The sequence below is a fragment of the Halonatronomonas betaini genome, from assembly GCF_015666175.1.
Taxonomy (GTDB): domain Bacteria; phylum Bacillota; class Halanaerobiia; order Halanaerobiales; family Halarsenatibacteraceae; genus Halonatronomonas; species Halonatronomonas betaini.
The window spans coordinates 85678-101101 of the sequence record NZ_JADPIE010000007.1; the positions used below are offsets into that span (position 1 = coordinate 85678).

General features: G+C 40.9%; 15 protein-coding genes. All 15 read left to right on the forward strand.

Annotated elements, in window-relative coordinates; genetic code table 11:
• Positions 1-16 precede the first annotated feature (16 nt).
• The 15 genes from I0Q91_RS11850 to I0Q91_RS11920 all read left to right on the forward strand — a co-directional run bounded on the left by I0Q91_RS11850 (position 17) and on the right by I0Q91_RS11920 (position 15359).
• Entirely contained in the window at positions 17-673 is a 657-nt protein-coding gene (locus tag I0Q91_RS11850; protein ID WP_270454776.1) for an LptA/OstA family protein, read from the forward strand.
• 21 nt (positions 674-694) lie between these two features.
• Entirely contained in the window at positions 695-1822 is a 1128-nt protein-coding gene (locus tag I0Q91_RS11855) for an LptF/LptG family permease (RefSeq protein WP_270454778.1), read from the forward strand.
• 15 nt (positions 1823-1837) lie between these two features.
• Positions 1838-2698, forward strand: a complete 861-nt coding sequence (lpxC, locus tag I0Q91_RS11860) for a UDP-3-O-acyl-N-acetylglucosamine deacetylase (RefSeq protein ID WP_270454779.1) — start codon at positions 1838-1840, stop codon at positions 2696-2698.
• Entirely contained in the window at positions 2688-3119 is a 432-nt protein-coding gene (fabZ, locus tag I0Q91_RS11865) for a 3-hydroxyacyl-ACP dehydratase FabZ (protein WP_270454780.1), read from the forward strand. Before lpxC ends, fabZ begins: the two co-directional genes overlap by 11 nt.
• 11 nt (positions 3120-3130) lie before the next feature.
• The gene (locus I0Q91_RS14460) at positions 3131-3937 is read left to right on the forward strand and encodes an LbetaH domain-containing protein (protein ID WP_270454781.1); all 807 of its coding nucleotides are present in this window, start codon (positions 3131-3133) and stop codon (positions 3935-3937) included.
• Positions 3924-4736: an LpxI family protein gene (locus I0Q91_RS11875; protein ID WP_270454783.1), complete on the forward strand. Its 813-nt coding sequence runs from the start codon at positions 3924-3926 to the stop codon at positions 4734-4736. The genes I0Q91_RS14460 and I0Q91_RS11875 overlap by 14 nt, the downstream gene beginning before the upstream one ends.
• Before the next feature lie 56 nt (positions 4737-4792).
• Complete coding sequence (gene lpxB / locus I0Q91_RS11880; protein WP_270454784.1) at positions 4793-5980, forward strand: lipid-A-disaccharide synthase; 1188 nt, start codon at positions 4793-4795, stop codon at positions 5978-5980.
• A complete protein-coding gene (lptC, locus tag I0Q91_RS11885; RefSeq protein ID WP_270454785.1) occupies positions 5970-6587 on the forward strand; it encodes an LPS export ABC transporter periplasmic protein LptC in 618 nt (205 codons plus the stop codon). The genes lpxB and lptC overlap by 11 nt, the downstream gene beginning before the upstream one ends.
• Complete coding sequence (locus tag I0Q91_RS11890; protein ID WP_270454787.1) at positions 6565-7134, forward strand: LptA/OstA family protein; 570 nt, start codon at positions 6565-6567, stop codon at positions 7132-7134. The genes lptC and I0Q91_RS11890 overlap by 23 nt, the downstream gene beginning before the upstream one ends.
• Positions 7131-7850: an LPS export ABC transporter ATP-binding protein gene (gene lptB / locus I0Q91_RS11895; RefSeq protein WP_270454788.1), complete on the forward strand. Its 720-nt coding sequence runs from the start codon at positions 7131-7133 to the stop codon at positions 7848-7850. Before I0Q91_RS11890 ends, lptB begins: the two co-directional genes overlap by 4 nt.
• Before the next feature lie 97 nt (positions 7851-7947).
• Positions 7948-9048, forward strand: a complete 1101-nt coding sequence (locus I0Q91_RS11900) for an LptF/LptG family permease (RefSeq protein WP_270454790.1) — start codon at positions 7948-7950, stop codon at positions 9046-9048.
• 10 nt (positions 9049-9058) lie between these two features.
• Entirely contained in the window at positions 9059-10417 is a 1359-nt protein-coding gene (locus I0Q91_RS11905) for a DUF3084 domain-containing protein (protein ID WP_270454791.1), read from the forward strand.
• The gene (locus tag I0Q91_RS11910; protein WP_270454792.1) at positions 10410-10838 is read left to right on the forward strand and encodes a RuvC family protein; all 429 of its coding nucleotides are present in this window, start codon (positions 10410-10412) and stop codon (positions 10836-10838) included. The genes I0Q91_RS11905 and I0Q91_RS11910 overlap by 8 nt, the downstream gene beginning before the upstream one ends.
• A 311-nt stretch (positions 10839-11149) precedes the next feature.
• A complete protein-coding gene (locus tag I0Q91_RS11915) occupies positions 11150-13894 on the forward strand; it encodes an S-layer homology domain-containing protein (protein WP_270454793.1) in 2745 nt (914 codons plus the stop codon).
• 907 nt (positions 13895-14801) lie between these two features.
• Positions 14802-15359 (forward strand): DcrB/PsbP domain-containing protein, encoded by a 558-nt coding sequence (locus tag I0Q91_RS11920; RefSeq protein ID WP_270454794.1) that lies wholly within the window; start codon positions 14802-14804, stop codon positions 15357-15359.
• Positions 15360-15424: the final 65 nt, after the last annotated feature.

Genomic DNA, 15424 nt, shown 5'->3' on the forward strand with positions numbered 1-15424 from the left:
TCAGGGAGGTAATTCTATGAAAAAGAGTTATGATATTATTAAGTTGGGGTCAATTTTACTCTTCGTCCTGATGTTAGTTCTGACTTTATCTCAGGCAGCAGCTGCTAATGTTCAAATTCGGGCAGGCAGATTGGATTATCAGGCAGATTGGATAGATTTAGAAGACGGTGTTACAATCTTCTGGGAGGAATATGAGATTGTCTCTGACCGGGGAGAGATTGATAGACCGGAATCGATCACTTATTTATATGATAATGTCGAGGTGGCTTTTGAGCGAGGCTTTATAAATTCAGATAATTTAGTTATTTATATGAATGAGGATGAGTTGGTTTTTACTGATAATGTGTTTTTGGATTATAGAAGAGGACAGGCTGAAGATGATGAAGATGAGGGTGAAGAAAGACTGGAATTGTCCAGTGAAAGGCTAGTTTATAATACTGAGGCGGGGACCTTTGATTTTGAAGATGATATTGAAATTAGACAGGCTGGAAGAACAATTAGAGCTGGTGCTGGAACTTATAATGAAGCTGAAGATGTTTTTTATTTCCGGTCAGGGGTGGAGATAGTTGAAGATGATGGCGATAGAATAACAAGTGAAACAGCCAGACTTGATTTAAGTGAAGGCGATCTCTTTACTGCTGAAGGAAATGTTGAAATAGAGCTTCAAATGTAAAGCAATAGAGGAGGAAAAATTATGCCTTCAATAAAACCGGCTATCATAGATAAATATATATTTAAAGAGATGGCCCGTCCTTATATAGCCGGAGTTATGGTTATAGGTATAGTTATGCTCAGTAATTTTTTATATGAAGTTGCTGAATTGATAATAGTTCAGGAGGTTCCAGTTAATGAGGTCCTGCGGCTTTTATTATATCAGTTGCCTGAGATATTTGTGCAGTCATTTCCAATGGCTGTTTTATTTGCAGTAATGTCAGGTCTGGGACGATTGACCAGGGAGAATGAATTTTCTGCTTTAAGAATGGGGGGCTACAGTCTATACAGGCTGGCAGTTCCGTTAATTGTATTTGGTGTTGTAATAAGTATTTCTACCTTTGTAATTAATGAACAGGTTGTCCCCTGGACAAATCACCAGGCCAGAAATATTATCAGGGGTTCGATGCTTCAGGATGTAATGCCTGAGGTCAGAGAGAATGTCTTCTTTGAAGGTCCAGATGGCCGGGTCTTTTATGTTCGAGGTTATGATGAGGAAGAGTTGATTCTCTCCCATGTTGTAATCTTTGATCAGGCTGCCACAGATGATTTTCCTGAAGTGATTACTGCCGCTGAAGGCCAGGTAATGGGCTCTGATTGGCTGCTCCATAATGGCCATATTCATAGCTATGATAGTGGCGGAAGGCTTGAAATGGCAGCTGGGTTTGACCAGATGACAATAGAGCTTGAAGATGATATGGAGAGGTTTTTAGCCAGGCAGAGGACACCGGCTGAAATGAGCAGGACTGAACTTCGCCGGGAAATTGAGCTCTTTCAGCGGAGTGGAATTGATGTAACCAGATTGCTGGTGGATTACCATATGAAACTTGCATTACCGTTAACACCGCTAATTTTTATTTTAATTGGTATGCCTTTAAGCCTGGGAAATAGAGAAAGCCGGGCTCTGTCTTTAGCTTTAACAGTTATTATAATATTTTTGTATTATCTGCTGGTCTCATTTTCTAGATCGCTGGGACGAAATGGTGTATTAGACCCGTTAGTGGCAGCCTGGTTGCCAAATGGTTTTTTTACTTTAATAGGTATAAACCTTATTATCTGGCGAAATAAATGGTATAACTTCTTGAATAATGTGCTGGCTCGTATTTTTTAAGAAAGGTCTGGTAAAATGCTATATCAATCAGGTAAGGAACAGACAATTAAAAAGCCAGGAAGCCTGGTAGGGACAGGTCTCCATAGCGGGGAACGCTGTCAGGTTACTGTTAAACCTGGGAGAGCCGGTCAGGGAATTATCTTTAAAAGAATTGATCTTCCTGGGAAACCTGAGATTAGAGCCAGGGCTGAGGCGATTAGTTCTGATAGGAGGGCAACATCTTTAGGTAGAAATGATCAGCTTATTGTCGGTACTGTTGAGCATTTACTTGCTGCAGCTGCAGGGCTTAGGCTGGATAATCTAGTTATAGAGATAGATGGTCCAGAGCTGCCAGCAGGTGATGGCAGTGGCTGGATATATTATAAACTTTTTATGGAGTCCAGGATTGTTGAAATTGAAAGGCCAAGACATGTATACTGGTTGAAAGAGCCAGTAATTTTAAATGCCAGGGGTTCAAAATTAATTGCTCTGCCTCTGGCTGGAGATATTTTTGAAATAAACCCAATTTTTGAATATTATCTTGATTACGGGGAAAATCCCCCTGGTAAAGCAGCAGCAGCCTTTGAAATAGGTGGAGATGATTTTGATCAGATAATCTCTGCCAGAACATTTGCTTTAGCTGATGAGGTTGAGTCATTAAAGGCTGCCGGCTTAGCCAAAGGTGGAACTATAGATAATGCAGTAATTTATGGGAAAAATGGGCCAGATAAAGATCTAAGAATTGCTGAGGAACCAGCATATCATAAGTTAATTGATCTGATTGGAGATCTATATTTAGCAGGCCCGGTTATTGCAAGGTTTATTGGAATTAGAAGTGGTCATAATTTGAATCAGGAGATGGCCAGAATATTGAGGAGGTTTATCGATGGAGTTTAATATTGAAGAAATTCAGGAATTTTTACCCCACCGCTATCCCTTATTATTAATAGATAGAGTTCTGGAGATGGAAGAGGGTAAATCAATTAAAGCTATTAAGAATGTCACAATAAATGAGGAGTTTTTTCAGGGCCATTTTCCTGGCCATCCAATTATGCCAGGGGTTTTAATCGTTGAAGCCATGGCTCAAGCCGGTGGAGTTCTGCTTTATAAGAGTGGCACCGGGGAGAAGGGTTCGATATCATACTTTGCAGCAATTAAAGAAGCTAAATTTAGAAAACCAGTTGTGCCTGGGGATACTTTATTGTTAGAATGTGAAGTTTTAAGAATGAGGAGATCCTTAAGTAAGATAAAGGCTAAAGCTACTGTTGATGGCCAGGTGGCAGCTGAAGCAGAGTTAACCTTTGCTACCAGGAAATAGGAGGATTTGATGTGGAAAGAATTAATGTTAAAATAGATGAGACAGCTGAAGTTTCTCCTGAGGCAGTCATTGGAGCCGGGTCAGAGATTGGCCAGTACTGTCAGATTGGCCCTGGTGTCGAACTAGGTGAAAATACGGTAGTTGGTAATAGGGTTGAAATAACAGGGAAAACAAGGCTTGGAGATAATAATCAGATTTTTACTGGAGCTATTCTAGGTCAGGCTGCCAGTTATTCTGAAAGGCGCAAACAGCTTGAAGGCACTGACCAGGATGATAATTTTGATTTGATAATCGGAGATAATAATATTATTCGAGAATATGCTATAATCTATGGCGGTCAGCGGGTAGGAGTAGAAAAGAAGCCAACGGAAATTGGTGATAGCAATTTCCTTATGGCTTATATACAGATAAAATCAGGAGCCAGATTAGGATCTAGAATTACAGTTGCCAATAGTAGTGTTCTTGATGAGGGCTGTCTGATAGATGATCAGGCTTTTCTTGCTGGCCTTGCTTATATCCCGGAGGAAACCAGGATTGGCAGACTGGCAATGGTTGGAGCCTGTGCCAGGATTGTTGACCCGCTGCCACCATTTTTGCTGGCAGATGGCAATCCTGCTGGAGTTGAAAGCATGAATGTTGTTGGGATTAGAAGAACTGATATCTCAAGAGAGGCATTTTCTGAAATTAAAAAGGTTTATCGTAAATTAAGTAGAGAAAATGGTGATACTCCAATTAAGGAGATGGAATTAGAGACAGAAGAAGGCAGGGAATTGCAGAAGTTTATTCTGGAGGAGGTAGAGTTACATGGCAGGAAATAAGAGGACTGGACTGATCGCTGGCGGGGGCAGTTTGCCTGAAATCTGGCTGGAAGCTGCCAGGTTAAAGGGAGTTGAAGTTTATGCGTATCGCTTAAAGGAGGAAGAACCTCTTGCTCTTGAATCAGCCAATCAGGTCCAGGATGTAAGTCTGGCAAATTTAGGTGATATTTTAAATAGATTAAAAGAAGATAATGTTGAACAGGTAATATTTTTAGGTAAGGTGCATAAGGAGCATTTATACCAGGACCTTGAGCCAGATTCTGAACTGGAAGAAATGCTTGAGAGCCTTGATGATTACATGGATATGACTATTCTTGAGGCGATCAATCAGCGGTTTGAAGAAGAGGGCTTTGATGTATTGCCCCAATCAAGTTATGTTGAGAGGTTGTTACCTGAAGCCGGTCTGCTGGCAGGACCTGAACCGTCTGAAGATTTGAGAATGTCAATGAAGCAGGCATTACAGCTGGCTAAAGAACTGGCTGAGTTTGATATTGGACAGACTCTGCTTTATAAAGCAGGTCAGGTTATTGCAGTTGAGGCTTTAGAAGGCACTGATGAGACGATTGCCAGGGCAGGAGAACTGGCCGGTGAAGATGGCGATCTGATTCTGGCTAAAGCAGCCAGACCTGATCAGGATTTCAGGTCTGATATTCCAGCAATTGGGGCTGAAACTTTGCGGAATTTAGCTGAGGCCGGTGGCCAGGCAGTAATTATAGAGGCTGAAAAGGTATTTATGCTGGAAGAGGAAGAAATTATTAAGCTTGCTGATGAACTGGGAATAACGGTGATGGCAGGTTAATTATATAAGTTTTAGATGAGCACAAATAATCTTAAGATGAAGGGAGGAAGTATTTGATGGCTGATAAAGAGATACTGGTTATAACAGGGGAAACATCTGGTGATATGCATGCTGCTAAAGTTGTAGCCAGAATAAAAGAGCTGACATCAGGGGTCAAATTTTCTGGCCTTGGTGGCAGGGAACTTGATTATCTAAAGCTTGAGAATCTACTTCCTTCTGAAGAGATTAAGACTGGTAGCCATGGTTTTGCCTCAGGTATTACTGGGTTATTTAGTCATATTAAACTGGCCCATAAAATAACAGACCTGGTGGCAGACAGAGATATAGCGGTCTGCTTTTTAGTTGATTACTCAGGTTTTAATATGTATTTAGGCAGGCGGTTAAGGAAGAAACTTGATCTGCCTGTGATTCATTACTTTCCTCCTACTGCCTGGATCTGGGGGCGCTGGCGAGCAAAATGGCTGGCCAGCGCCGGGGTGAAGGTTGCAGCAACTTTCCCGAAAGAAGCTGATGTTTACAGGGAGGCCGGGGCTGAAGTTAAGTATGTGGGCCATCCTCTTTTAGATGAGATACCTGAATCCAGGGATCAGGCTGATGCCAGGGAGGAGCTGGCTGAACTGATCAAACTGGCTGGCAGACGAGAACTTCAGTTAGGTGAGAGGCTACTGGCGATAATGCCAGGGAGCCGACCAAAGGAAGTTGAGACCCACCTGGGACCGATGTTAGCTGCTGCTGATCAGCTGGCCCATGACTTTGCTTTAAGGCCAGTGATCCCTGTGGCCAGAGGAATAGATATTGAACAGGTGGAAGAAAAGATTGAAAATCACAGAATAAATCCGGTACTTTTATCAGGTTATAGCCGGGAACTGCTGGCTGCTGCTGATCTGGCTTTAGTAGTTTCTGGGACAGCTGTTTTAGAGGCTGCTTTATTGGGAACGCCGCAGCTTTTAATCTATAGAGCTGATAAATTAACTGCTTTTTTAGGAAAATATCTGATTGGACCTGAATATATTGGTCTGCCGAATATTTTAACTGATCAGGAACTGGTGCCGGAAATTCTACAGGATGATGTTGATGGTGCTGAAATTGCAAAGAGGGCAGTGCCTTATCTGACTGATCCGAAGGTGATTAGAAAGCAGGTAGAAGGTTATAATCAGTTGCGAGAATTATTAGGAGAGCCTGGGGCTATTGATAGGACGGCCAGGTTTTTATTAGAAGAGGCCGGGATATTTAATGGAGAATAAAAATTTTTTAATATTTTTTGTTATAATGGTATTAGCTATTGGCATGCTTGCTGGCTGTGAGAATGGAGAAGTTGAGGAAACTGAGGAGCCAGTGGCAGAAGAAGAGGTTGACGATAGACTGGATGAACCTGGCCAGGAGATCCGTTCTGGTAGATTGAATCTCTATAGTGACGATGATGAGACTAGATGGAGGCTGGAATCTGATCTGATCAGACAGCTTGAAAGAACCGGTGAGCTTGAACTGGAACCAGTTGATGTTGAGGCTTTTCTGGCTGATGGTGATGATTTTTCTGAGATTGTTGCTTACTGGCTTGAAAGTGATGCCGGTCTTTATAGAGAAGGAGATGGGATTCTGGAGTTGATTGGTTCAGCCAGGCTTGAGAGCGATCGCTATATATTTATTTCTGAAAATATTGTCTGGGATCAGGCGACAAATATGATTTCATCTGAAGGCGAGACTGAAATAAGAACAGATAATTTTACAGCCCGGGGTGGCAGTTTTGATGCTACAGGCGATTTAGAGACTCTGATAATTTATCGGAGTGACGATAATCAGGCCCGGGTAACCTGGGAGGCAGGAGAAGATGATGAACTTGATGGATTATAAAAAAACAGGATTTATTGCGATTATAGTGATAGTTGCCGGGTTGGTACTCATGGCAGGACCGGTTGAAGCTGTAAGAGAAATTTCCGGTGATGAGCTTGAGATAACTGCTCTTGAGGATGATGAATATATCTTTGAGGCCAGAGGTAATGCTCATTTGAAGATTGATGAGCTGGAAGTTACCGGGGATTTAGGAGAGTTTCATAGCCTGGAGCAGGAGGCCAGATTTTTTGATAATGTTGTTGTGACTGGACCGGATTTAAATATTGAGGCAGATGAATTAATCTATGAACTGATAGGAGAGAGGGCATTTATGACTGGGCGACCCAGGGTGCAGTATGCTGAACTTGATGCATCATCTGATGAGGTTGAATACTTGATGGCTGAAGAGATGGTTTATTTGCGGGGCAATGTTGAAGGCCGCCGGGGCCAGCAGGAGTTTTCCAGTGATGAGGTTGAGGTCAATCTTGCTGAAGATAAGATTAAACTTTCTGGCCAGGCCAGAATGCAGTTGCCTGAAGGTGAGATTGATGAAGGTGACCTTGAATGAGTTTAGCTGGCAAAGGCTTAACTAAAGAATATAATAAGATAAAAGTTGTTGACAATGTTGATATAGAGGTTAACCGTGGCGAGATTGTCGGGCTTTTAGGGCCTAATGGTGCCGGCAAGACAACAACCTTTTATATGATTGTCGGGATGATTGAGCCTAATGGTGGCCAGGTTTTTTTAGATGATGAAAATATTACAGAGCTGCAGATGTATAAACGGGCCAGAAAAGGAGTCGGTTATCTGGCCCAGGATGCCTCGGTTTTCAGGAAGCTTAATGTAAAGGATAATCTTTTAGCCATTCTTGAGGGCCAGGATTTATCAAAGGAAGAACAGGATAAGAAGGCTGAAGATTTAATGGATGAGCTTGGAATTAGTCATTTAAGGGATAGGAAGGCCTTTCAGCTTTCTGGCGGTGAGCGCCGGAGGGTTGAGATTGCAAGGTCTTTAACGACTGATCCTTCATTTATTCTTTTGGATGAGCCCTTTTCCGGGGTTGATCCGATAGCTGTTAATGATATCCAGGATATTATCAAGTTTTTAAAGGAAAAAGGCCTGGGAGTATTGATAACTGATCACAGTGTAAGGGAGACTTTATCGATTACTGATAGGGCCTATATTATGCACGAGGGTGAGATTTTATTATCCGGTAATTCGGAGGAAGTTGCTGATAGCAAGATAGCCAGGGAGTTTTATCTCGGGGAGAAATTCAGGCTATAAGCTATAATGTTGCGAGAATTCAAGTTATTATATGGGGAAGAAAAGCAATAATATAAATTTTTATATAATTATATGTTTATTAATAGGAGATTAAATGATGAAGATTTATTTAAAATATATTTTAAAGGAGTTAATCCAGCCCTTTATCTTTGGAATCGGGGCTTTTACAGCAATCTTTGTAGGGACTGATATTCTATTTAGACTTGCTGATTTTTATTCAAATTTCGATGTTTCTATTTTGACAACAGTGGAGTTATTTTTGTTGAGCCTGCCCCAGATTATTGTCTATACCTTTCCAATGGCGACACTCCTGGCGACGATTCTGGCTTATAGCAGGCTGAATGGTGATTCGGAGATTACGGCCTTCAGGGCTGGCGGTTTTAGTCTGAGGAAATTGATAATTCCGGCCTTGATTGTTGGACTGCTGGCCAGTTTTGGCGGGATAGCCATTAATGAATTTGTTGTTCCTGAGGCCAATTACCGGTACAGTCAGATGGTTTATGAGTTTCAGCATGGCGGTGAAGAGCGGCCCAGGACCCAGTATGATTTATTTTTAACTCCTCTGGATTCTGCGACGAACCGGCCTGAGTTTATCTTATATACCAGGCGCTTTAGTGCTGATGATGGCGAGATGGAGGTTGTTAATCTTCAGGAGTATGAAGATGGCCGGCCGGCAAGGTTGATAGAGGCTGACAGGGCTGTCTGGCGGGAAGATGGCTGGCAGTTTTATGATGGCCAGATCTATCAGCTCCGGGCAGGAGACCGGGTAGCCAGGATGGACTTTTCAGAATATATTGTCAGGGCAGAGATTGAATCACCGGACCGGATTGCTGAGCTGGACAGGGATACTGATGAGATGACTTTATGGGAATTAAGTGAATATATTGCTGTTATGAGAAGTCAGGGCCGGGATGTCTTTGAGGAGAGAGTCTTCTGGCATCAGAAGATTTCGGTGCCCTTTGCCAGTTTTATCTTTGCTTTGATGGCTGCTCCTCTTGGAATGAAACCGAAGAGGCAGGGTGGCTCGGCAACTGGAATGGGTTTGAGTGTTATTATAATATTTATTTATTATGGTTTGATGACATTAGGAGATGCTATGGGCAGCCAGGGAGCGATATCGCCCTGGTTAGGGGCCTGGTTGCAGAATATTGTTTTTGCCGGTGTCGGATCGGTTTTACTATATAAAACAGGAAGGTAGGTGACAGGTTATGTATGCATTTGGATTAATCCTGTTACTAATATTATTATCAGGCCTGGTCGCTTATCTTGGTGATCAGATAGGTATGAAACTGGGTAAAAAGAGAATATCGCTCTTTGGACTCCGTCCGAGATATTCATCTATAATCATTACTGTGATTACAGGTATGATGATTGCTGGAATTTCAATTGTTATTTTATTGACTGCTTATTCAGGATTGCGGCAGGCATTATTTAATATAAATGAAGTGCTGGAGCGATTAAATGAGCTGGATAATCGCCTGGCTGAAAGGACTTTAGAACTTGAGGAACTTCAGGCCCAGCGAGATGAGCTCCGGGATGAACTGGAGGAAGTTAGGATTGAGTTTGATGAAGCTGAGGCCAATCTGGTAGAAGCCCAGGAGGATATTGCTGATCTGGAAGCTGAACGGGAACAGCTTAGAGCTGAAAGAGATGAGCTTTTAGCGGAGCAAGATGAATTGATGGCTGAAAGAGATGAACTTGTTGCTGAACGGGACGAACTCCTGACTGAAAGAGATGAGCTCGATGAGATGGTCGAGAATTTGAGAGCTCAACGGGATGAGCTGGATGAACAGCTTGAAGAATTAAATATGGAATTGACTGAAGTTAATGAACAGTTAGAGGATGCCAGGGAGCAGGTTCTTTACTTTATGGATGAAGATATTGTCTTTAGAAGAGGCGAGATCGTTTATTCTGAGGTAATTGAAGGTGGTCGGAGTGAGAATGAGATATTAACTGATTTAAATGAGTTTCTCTCCCAGGCCAATCAGGTTGCCCAGCAGCGTGAGGTGCAGGTCGATGAGGAGACTGGAATGGCCCTGCATTTACAGACTGAGGATATACTCCATGCAGCCCAGATGCTGTATAATGTAGAAGAAGGCGAGAGGCTAATAATTAGCCTGGCTGCCAGGGTTAATGTGCCCAGGTATGATAGTTTAAGGGCTGATATCTATATAAATAGGAATTTTGTTGTTTATCGTGAAAATGAAGAGATTAGTTCGGCTGTGATTGATGCTGATGCTGGAACTAACCGGATTGATAATCAGTTAAGGGAGCTCCTGGCTGAAGTTAATCGGGAGGCCTCCTTAAGAGGTATGCTCCAGGATATTGATGGTTCTGTTGGCAGCCTTGACTTTATGAATTTTTATCAGATAGTCAATGAGATTCAGGCTTATTCTGGTGAAGTTGAGGTTAGTGTTCGGGCTGCCGAGGAGATCTGGCGTCATGACAGACTCTCTGATAATCTGGAATTTGAGTTTAGAGAAATAGAGAGCGATGAGGTTGATGAGGAGACTTTAGATATTGAAAGTGATGAAGTAGAGACTGATGAGGATGAATTTGATGAGTAGAATACTTGCTATTGATCCAGGCCAGGATAAAGCTGGCCTGGCTTTAACTGATGGCGATGGTGAACCTATCTGGCTGGGGATTCTTGCTATTGAAAATTTTGCTGAAGAATTTGAAGAATTGTTTGATGGCGAGCTGTCTGGCCAGTTGAATGAGCTAGAGGTTGTTGTTATTGGCGATGGGACTGGTTCGGAAGTATTAGAAGAAATTATAAAATCGGTCTTGAAATCAGAAACTAGATTTATTAAAATTAATGAATGGGGCAGTACTGATGAGGCGATTGAGCTTTATCGGCAATATGAAAAGACTGGGTCTATAAAAAATATTTTCTTTAAAATATTTAATTGGAGGCCAGAAAGCCCGATAGATCAATACGCAGCCCTGGTTTTAGCCAGGAGATATTTAAAAAAATATCAAAAATAATTAAAAAAAGTTCAAATAGGGGTTAACAAAGCCGAGAGGCTATGCTATAATAAAGACAGTTATGGCTATTTCTTATCATCTTAAGACTAAACTGCGGCAGAAAGGAGGTGCCCCCGGGTCCGCGAGGTTGATGAGGTGATAGGGTTCTAAAATGATAAGATATAGGCTACCACCCGCAAGAGGAGATCAGGCCAGGAATGAGGAAACGAGGAAACTCATCGTCTGGAAGATCCCCCACCGGGCAGATGTGTAGCCGAATGGAACTTAGTCCATAACACTAGAAACAATTATCCAAAGGGGGATAAATAAAAATGAAAAAACTAACATTTGTATTAGTATTACTTTTAGCTGTTGCAGTTGCAATGCCTGCACAGGCTAACTTCCCTGATGTGTCCGAAGATCACTGGGCATATGAGGCCGTTGTAGAATTGCAAGCAGCTGGCGTTATCGAAGGTTATCCAGATGGCGAGTTTAAAGGTCAGCAGAACATGACTCGTTACGAAATGGCTCTAATCATTGCCAGAATGCTAGACGACTTAAACATGCAGCTTGACGCTATGGAGCATGACATTGACGCTCTATATGCTGAAGTTGACGAACTAAGCGAAGGTCTAACAGCCGCACAGGCTGACGACGTTGCAGCTATCGTTCAGGCCATGCTCGAAGAGTATGTACCTGAAAGAGAAGAAGGATTAACTGCAGAGCAGTCAGAGCAGGTTGTTAACCTAATTAGAGCTCTAACCGCTGAGTTCAACACTGAGCTAAGAATGCTCCGCGACGATCTTGGTGCCATGGAAGCATGGGGCGCCGACATCGAAGCTAATCAGGAGCTAATTGCTGATCTTGAAGAAAGAATGGCTGCCGTTGAAACTGTTCAGTTTAGTGGTAGTTATTCTGTAGACTTCAATCATACTCAGACTTTTGATCATGAAGGTGAAGATTATACATTTGGTACAGATTTAAATTATTACTATCTTCCAGATGTAGATTCCGCTTTATTAGAAAGAATTATTGAAGATTTTGATGATTTTGAATTTGAATATGATGGCGAAGAAGACGAATATGTTTTAACTGATGAAGATGATGAGGTTATAGCAACATTTGATACCGCTAGAGATGTTTGGTATTATGTAGTATCTCAGGAAATTGAAGCAATCATGACTGACTCAGATAATGAAAATTATGTTGCTTATGATGCTGAAGAAGATGGAGATAGATTATACACTTCATTTGACGATCACTTAGCAGCAGCTGTTAAAGCTTTCAATGAAAATGTTGCTCCATTAAGTTCATTAAGAATTCAGGAAGATACTTCTGATGATCTTGCACTACCTGGTTGGGCATCAGCTACTGAATTTACTGGTTTAGAAAAATCAACTGGTTTCAGTCAGCTACTAGAATTACAAATGGATATTAGAACTGACTTCTTTGATGCTACCGTAGACCTTGATATCGAGGGAACAGATGAAGAGGTTGCACTTTCTAGCGCTGGTCTTGAGTTAGAAAATGACTTCTTAAAAGGCGTTTATGGTACAAGTAATACTGTATCATTAAATAAATTTGCCGTAGATAGCGAAACTGTTAATGGTGTAACTGTAGAATTTAAAGAATGGGATGTTAATACATTCTTTGGTCACTTAAGTGAAACCACTGGTGCAGATGAGACCGATCAGTTTGTATCAGATTATGATGAAGTTGATGAACTAGATGAAGATTTTGAAGATGACTTCTTTGTAATTGGTAATGAAGACTATAGTGCTTACTTTACTCAGGGTCTAGATGATCAAGTAACTAATAACTATTATTTAATGGGCGCTGACACTAATATTAGTCTTGCTGACTTTAATATTAGAGCTGGAGCAGCTATGCGTTCAGACAGATATGATTTCACTGCTGATTCCAATAGAGCAGTTGTTACTCTAGGTACTGGTGCTGTTATCGATAACTTGAGTCTTGATGTAGATGCTGCATTTAGCATGGAGCCATTTGCTGATGACTTAAATCTTGGTACAGCAATAGTTGCTAGTGGAGATGCTGATGTAGAAGATGTTGCTAAGATTGATGCAGAATTACGCTGGAAGAACGATACATTCGAAGACCTGTATGGTGCAGATGCACACTTCGATTATGATGATGCGGATAGATTTGATACTGGTATTCCAGAAGATGGATTTGCTCTTAACTTAGGTGTAGAGCAGCAGTTTGTTGATCTGTTTGACGGTTATGTAAACTTCGATCTTTATGATGAAGACTGGAGACTTACTGTTGGTGGCGGAATCGATGACCTATTAATCGATGGTCTATCAGGTACTGCTAGCTTCCAGAGATTACATGAAGCTCCAGACGAAGATACTGATACCATTAAAGCAGCTGGTGTTTATGATGTAGATCCTATTGAATTAGGTCTGAACTTCCAGATGGTTATGTTAGAAGAAGGTCGTACAGATGTTGATGGTCAGGAACAATCAGCTGATGAGTTAACATTTGGTGCTAATGGTAGCTTCGCAGCAATGGATTATCTAACATTGAACGCAAGTTATGAGTTAGTTCAAAACTTAGGTAATTATGATGCAGCTGACTTTGATGACATTGATGAAGATCTTTCAAAGCAGACTATTGGCTTTGGTGCAGATCTTGTAGACTTTGAAGTAATCGAAAACTTAACTCTAAATGCCGGTGCATCATATGAAATGATTACTGGTTATGAATTCGATTATACTGAAGAAGCCGATGCTACTGATTATGCTGATGCTGTAGAAGAAGCATGGGCTGCAGATACACTTGATGTGAATACTATTTCCGCTAATGTAGGTCTAGAATATGTTATGGGTAGAGCTACTTTCGGTAACAATTTTGAATTCACCAATAAAACTGGTGATGCCGTTTCTGATGGTAACCTATTTGATAATACATTCAGCCTAGATTATGAACTAGTTCAAGATGTTGAGTTTACTTCTAGCTGGCAGGAAAGACTATTCAGATTCAGTGATGATGATAACGCTGATGATGATTGGTCAACTAGAGAAATCAAAGCTGGTGTCAGCATAGACTTTTAATCTCAACTAAAATAGAACGTATATCAAAAGGGTCTCACCTCTGGGTGGGGCTCTTTTTTTATTTGCACTAGCTGGTTATTGACTTTTTTGAATTAACCTGATATAGTATAATGAATATAAATGAATTCTTATTTATGATTTTGTAGTTTCAGCTCTTTATAGTCATCAATTTTAAAAGTTTGTATAGGAGATTATTAGTTTTATATGAATGAATATAGGATAGAAGCCGGAGCTGACCCGGAGGAATCCCGGAGCAAACCCGGAGAAGTCCTGGAGCAATTATGGAGGATATCTGGAGATTATTGCAATTAATTATTTGAAAATGGGATAGATTTTTTTTGGATTTTCGAAAGAGTTTTAAAGGGTATCTGGAATAAATCTTTAAGGTTAATTTAATAAGAAGCGAATCTAGAGCGTAACTATAGCGAATCTAAAGCGAATCTAGACCGAATCTAGACCGAATCAATAGCGAACCTGAACCGAAGCCAGACCGAAGAATGATCGTATTTAGGCTGGTTTAGAATTGAATTAATTTAATATGAATTATGTTCCTGGCCTGAGTGAGATAGGTCAGGATTTTTTATGCATGGATAGCTCAGAACCAGGGCATCGAGGTCGTCTTGCTGATCTTTCATTTTATTACGCATTGTCAGCTCAGCAATAGGGTATCTAACCCGTCGCACTGAAATCTCTTTTTAAAACGAATGGATATTTCAGCACTAAGACATCGATGGCGTCTCACTGAACTTTCTTTTATAAACGCATGGATAGTTCAGCATTAGAACATCGAGTTCGTCAACTTTGTGAAATTTGTTAAGAGATACCGTTTGGTAACCGTCGGGTAACCGGCAGGTGGTTTTTTATCTGGTGTTTTTATGATACTATATACCCAGGAGGTATTAATTTGATGAATAGAAGAATTGTTGTTATTGGAATTATAGTTGGTCTGGTATTTGGAGCCGGTTTATTTACTGGTGGTGCTGGAATTGCAGGTGTTGCAGAGGCTGAAGCCCCTGAGGGATATCTGGAGTATACGGAGAATGACTATTTTGAGATTTATTATCCTGGGAATTTTTCTGTTGATACTGAGATTGATGAGTTTATAGAGATTGTTTATTTTTATCAGGTAGTTGATGACAGGTTTAATCCTAATATAAATGTTGTGGTGGAAAAGGGTGTTGATCTTGAGGTTGAGGAGTATCTTGAGGCTAACCTGGAGAACCTTGATTATCAGTTTCCTGATTTTGAACTTGAGCAGGAGCCAGAGAGTTTTGAAGTTGACGGTTATGATGGCAAGAAAATAGTGTATCAGGTTGACGCTGAAGAGGGTTTAATTAATTTTGAGCAGATATTAATTACGACCGGGGATAATGCCTTTGTAATAACATATGCAAATCTGGTGAAGTATGCTGAAGATAATAGAGAAGAATTTGAGAATATGGTTGAAAATTTTGTAATTAGGTAAATAAATTACTTGTTTAAACTATGAAATTTTGTTATTATTAAGATGCGATGATAAACTTTTTGAAC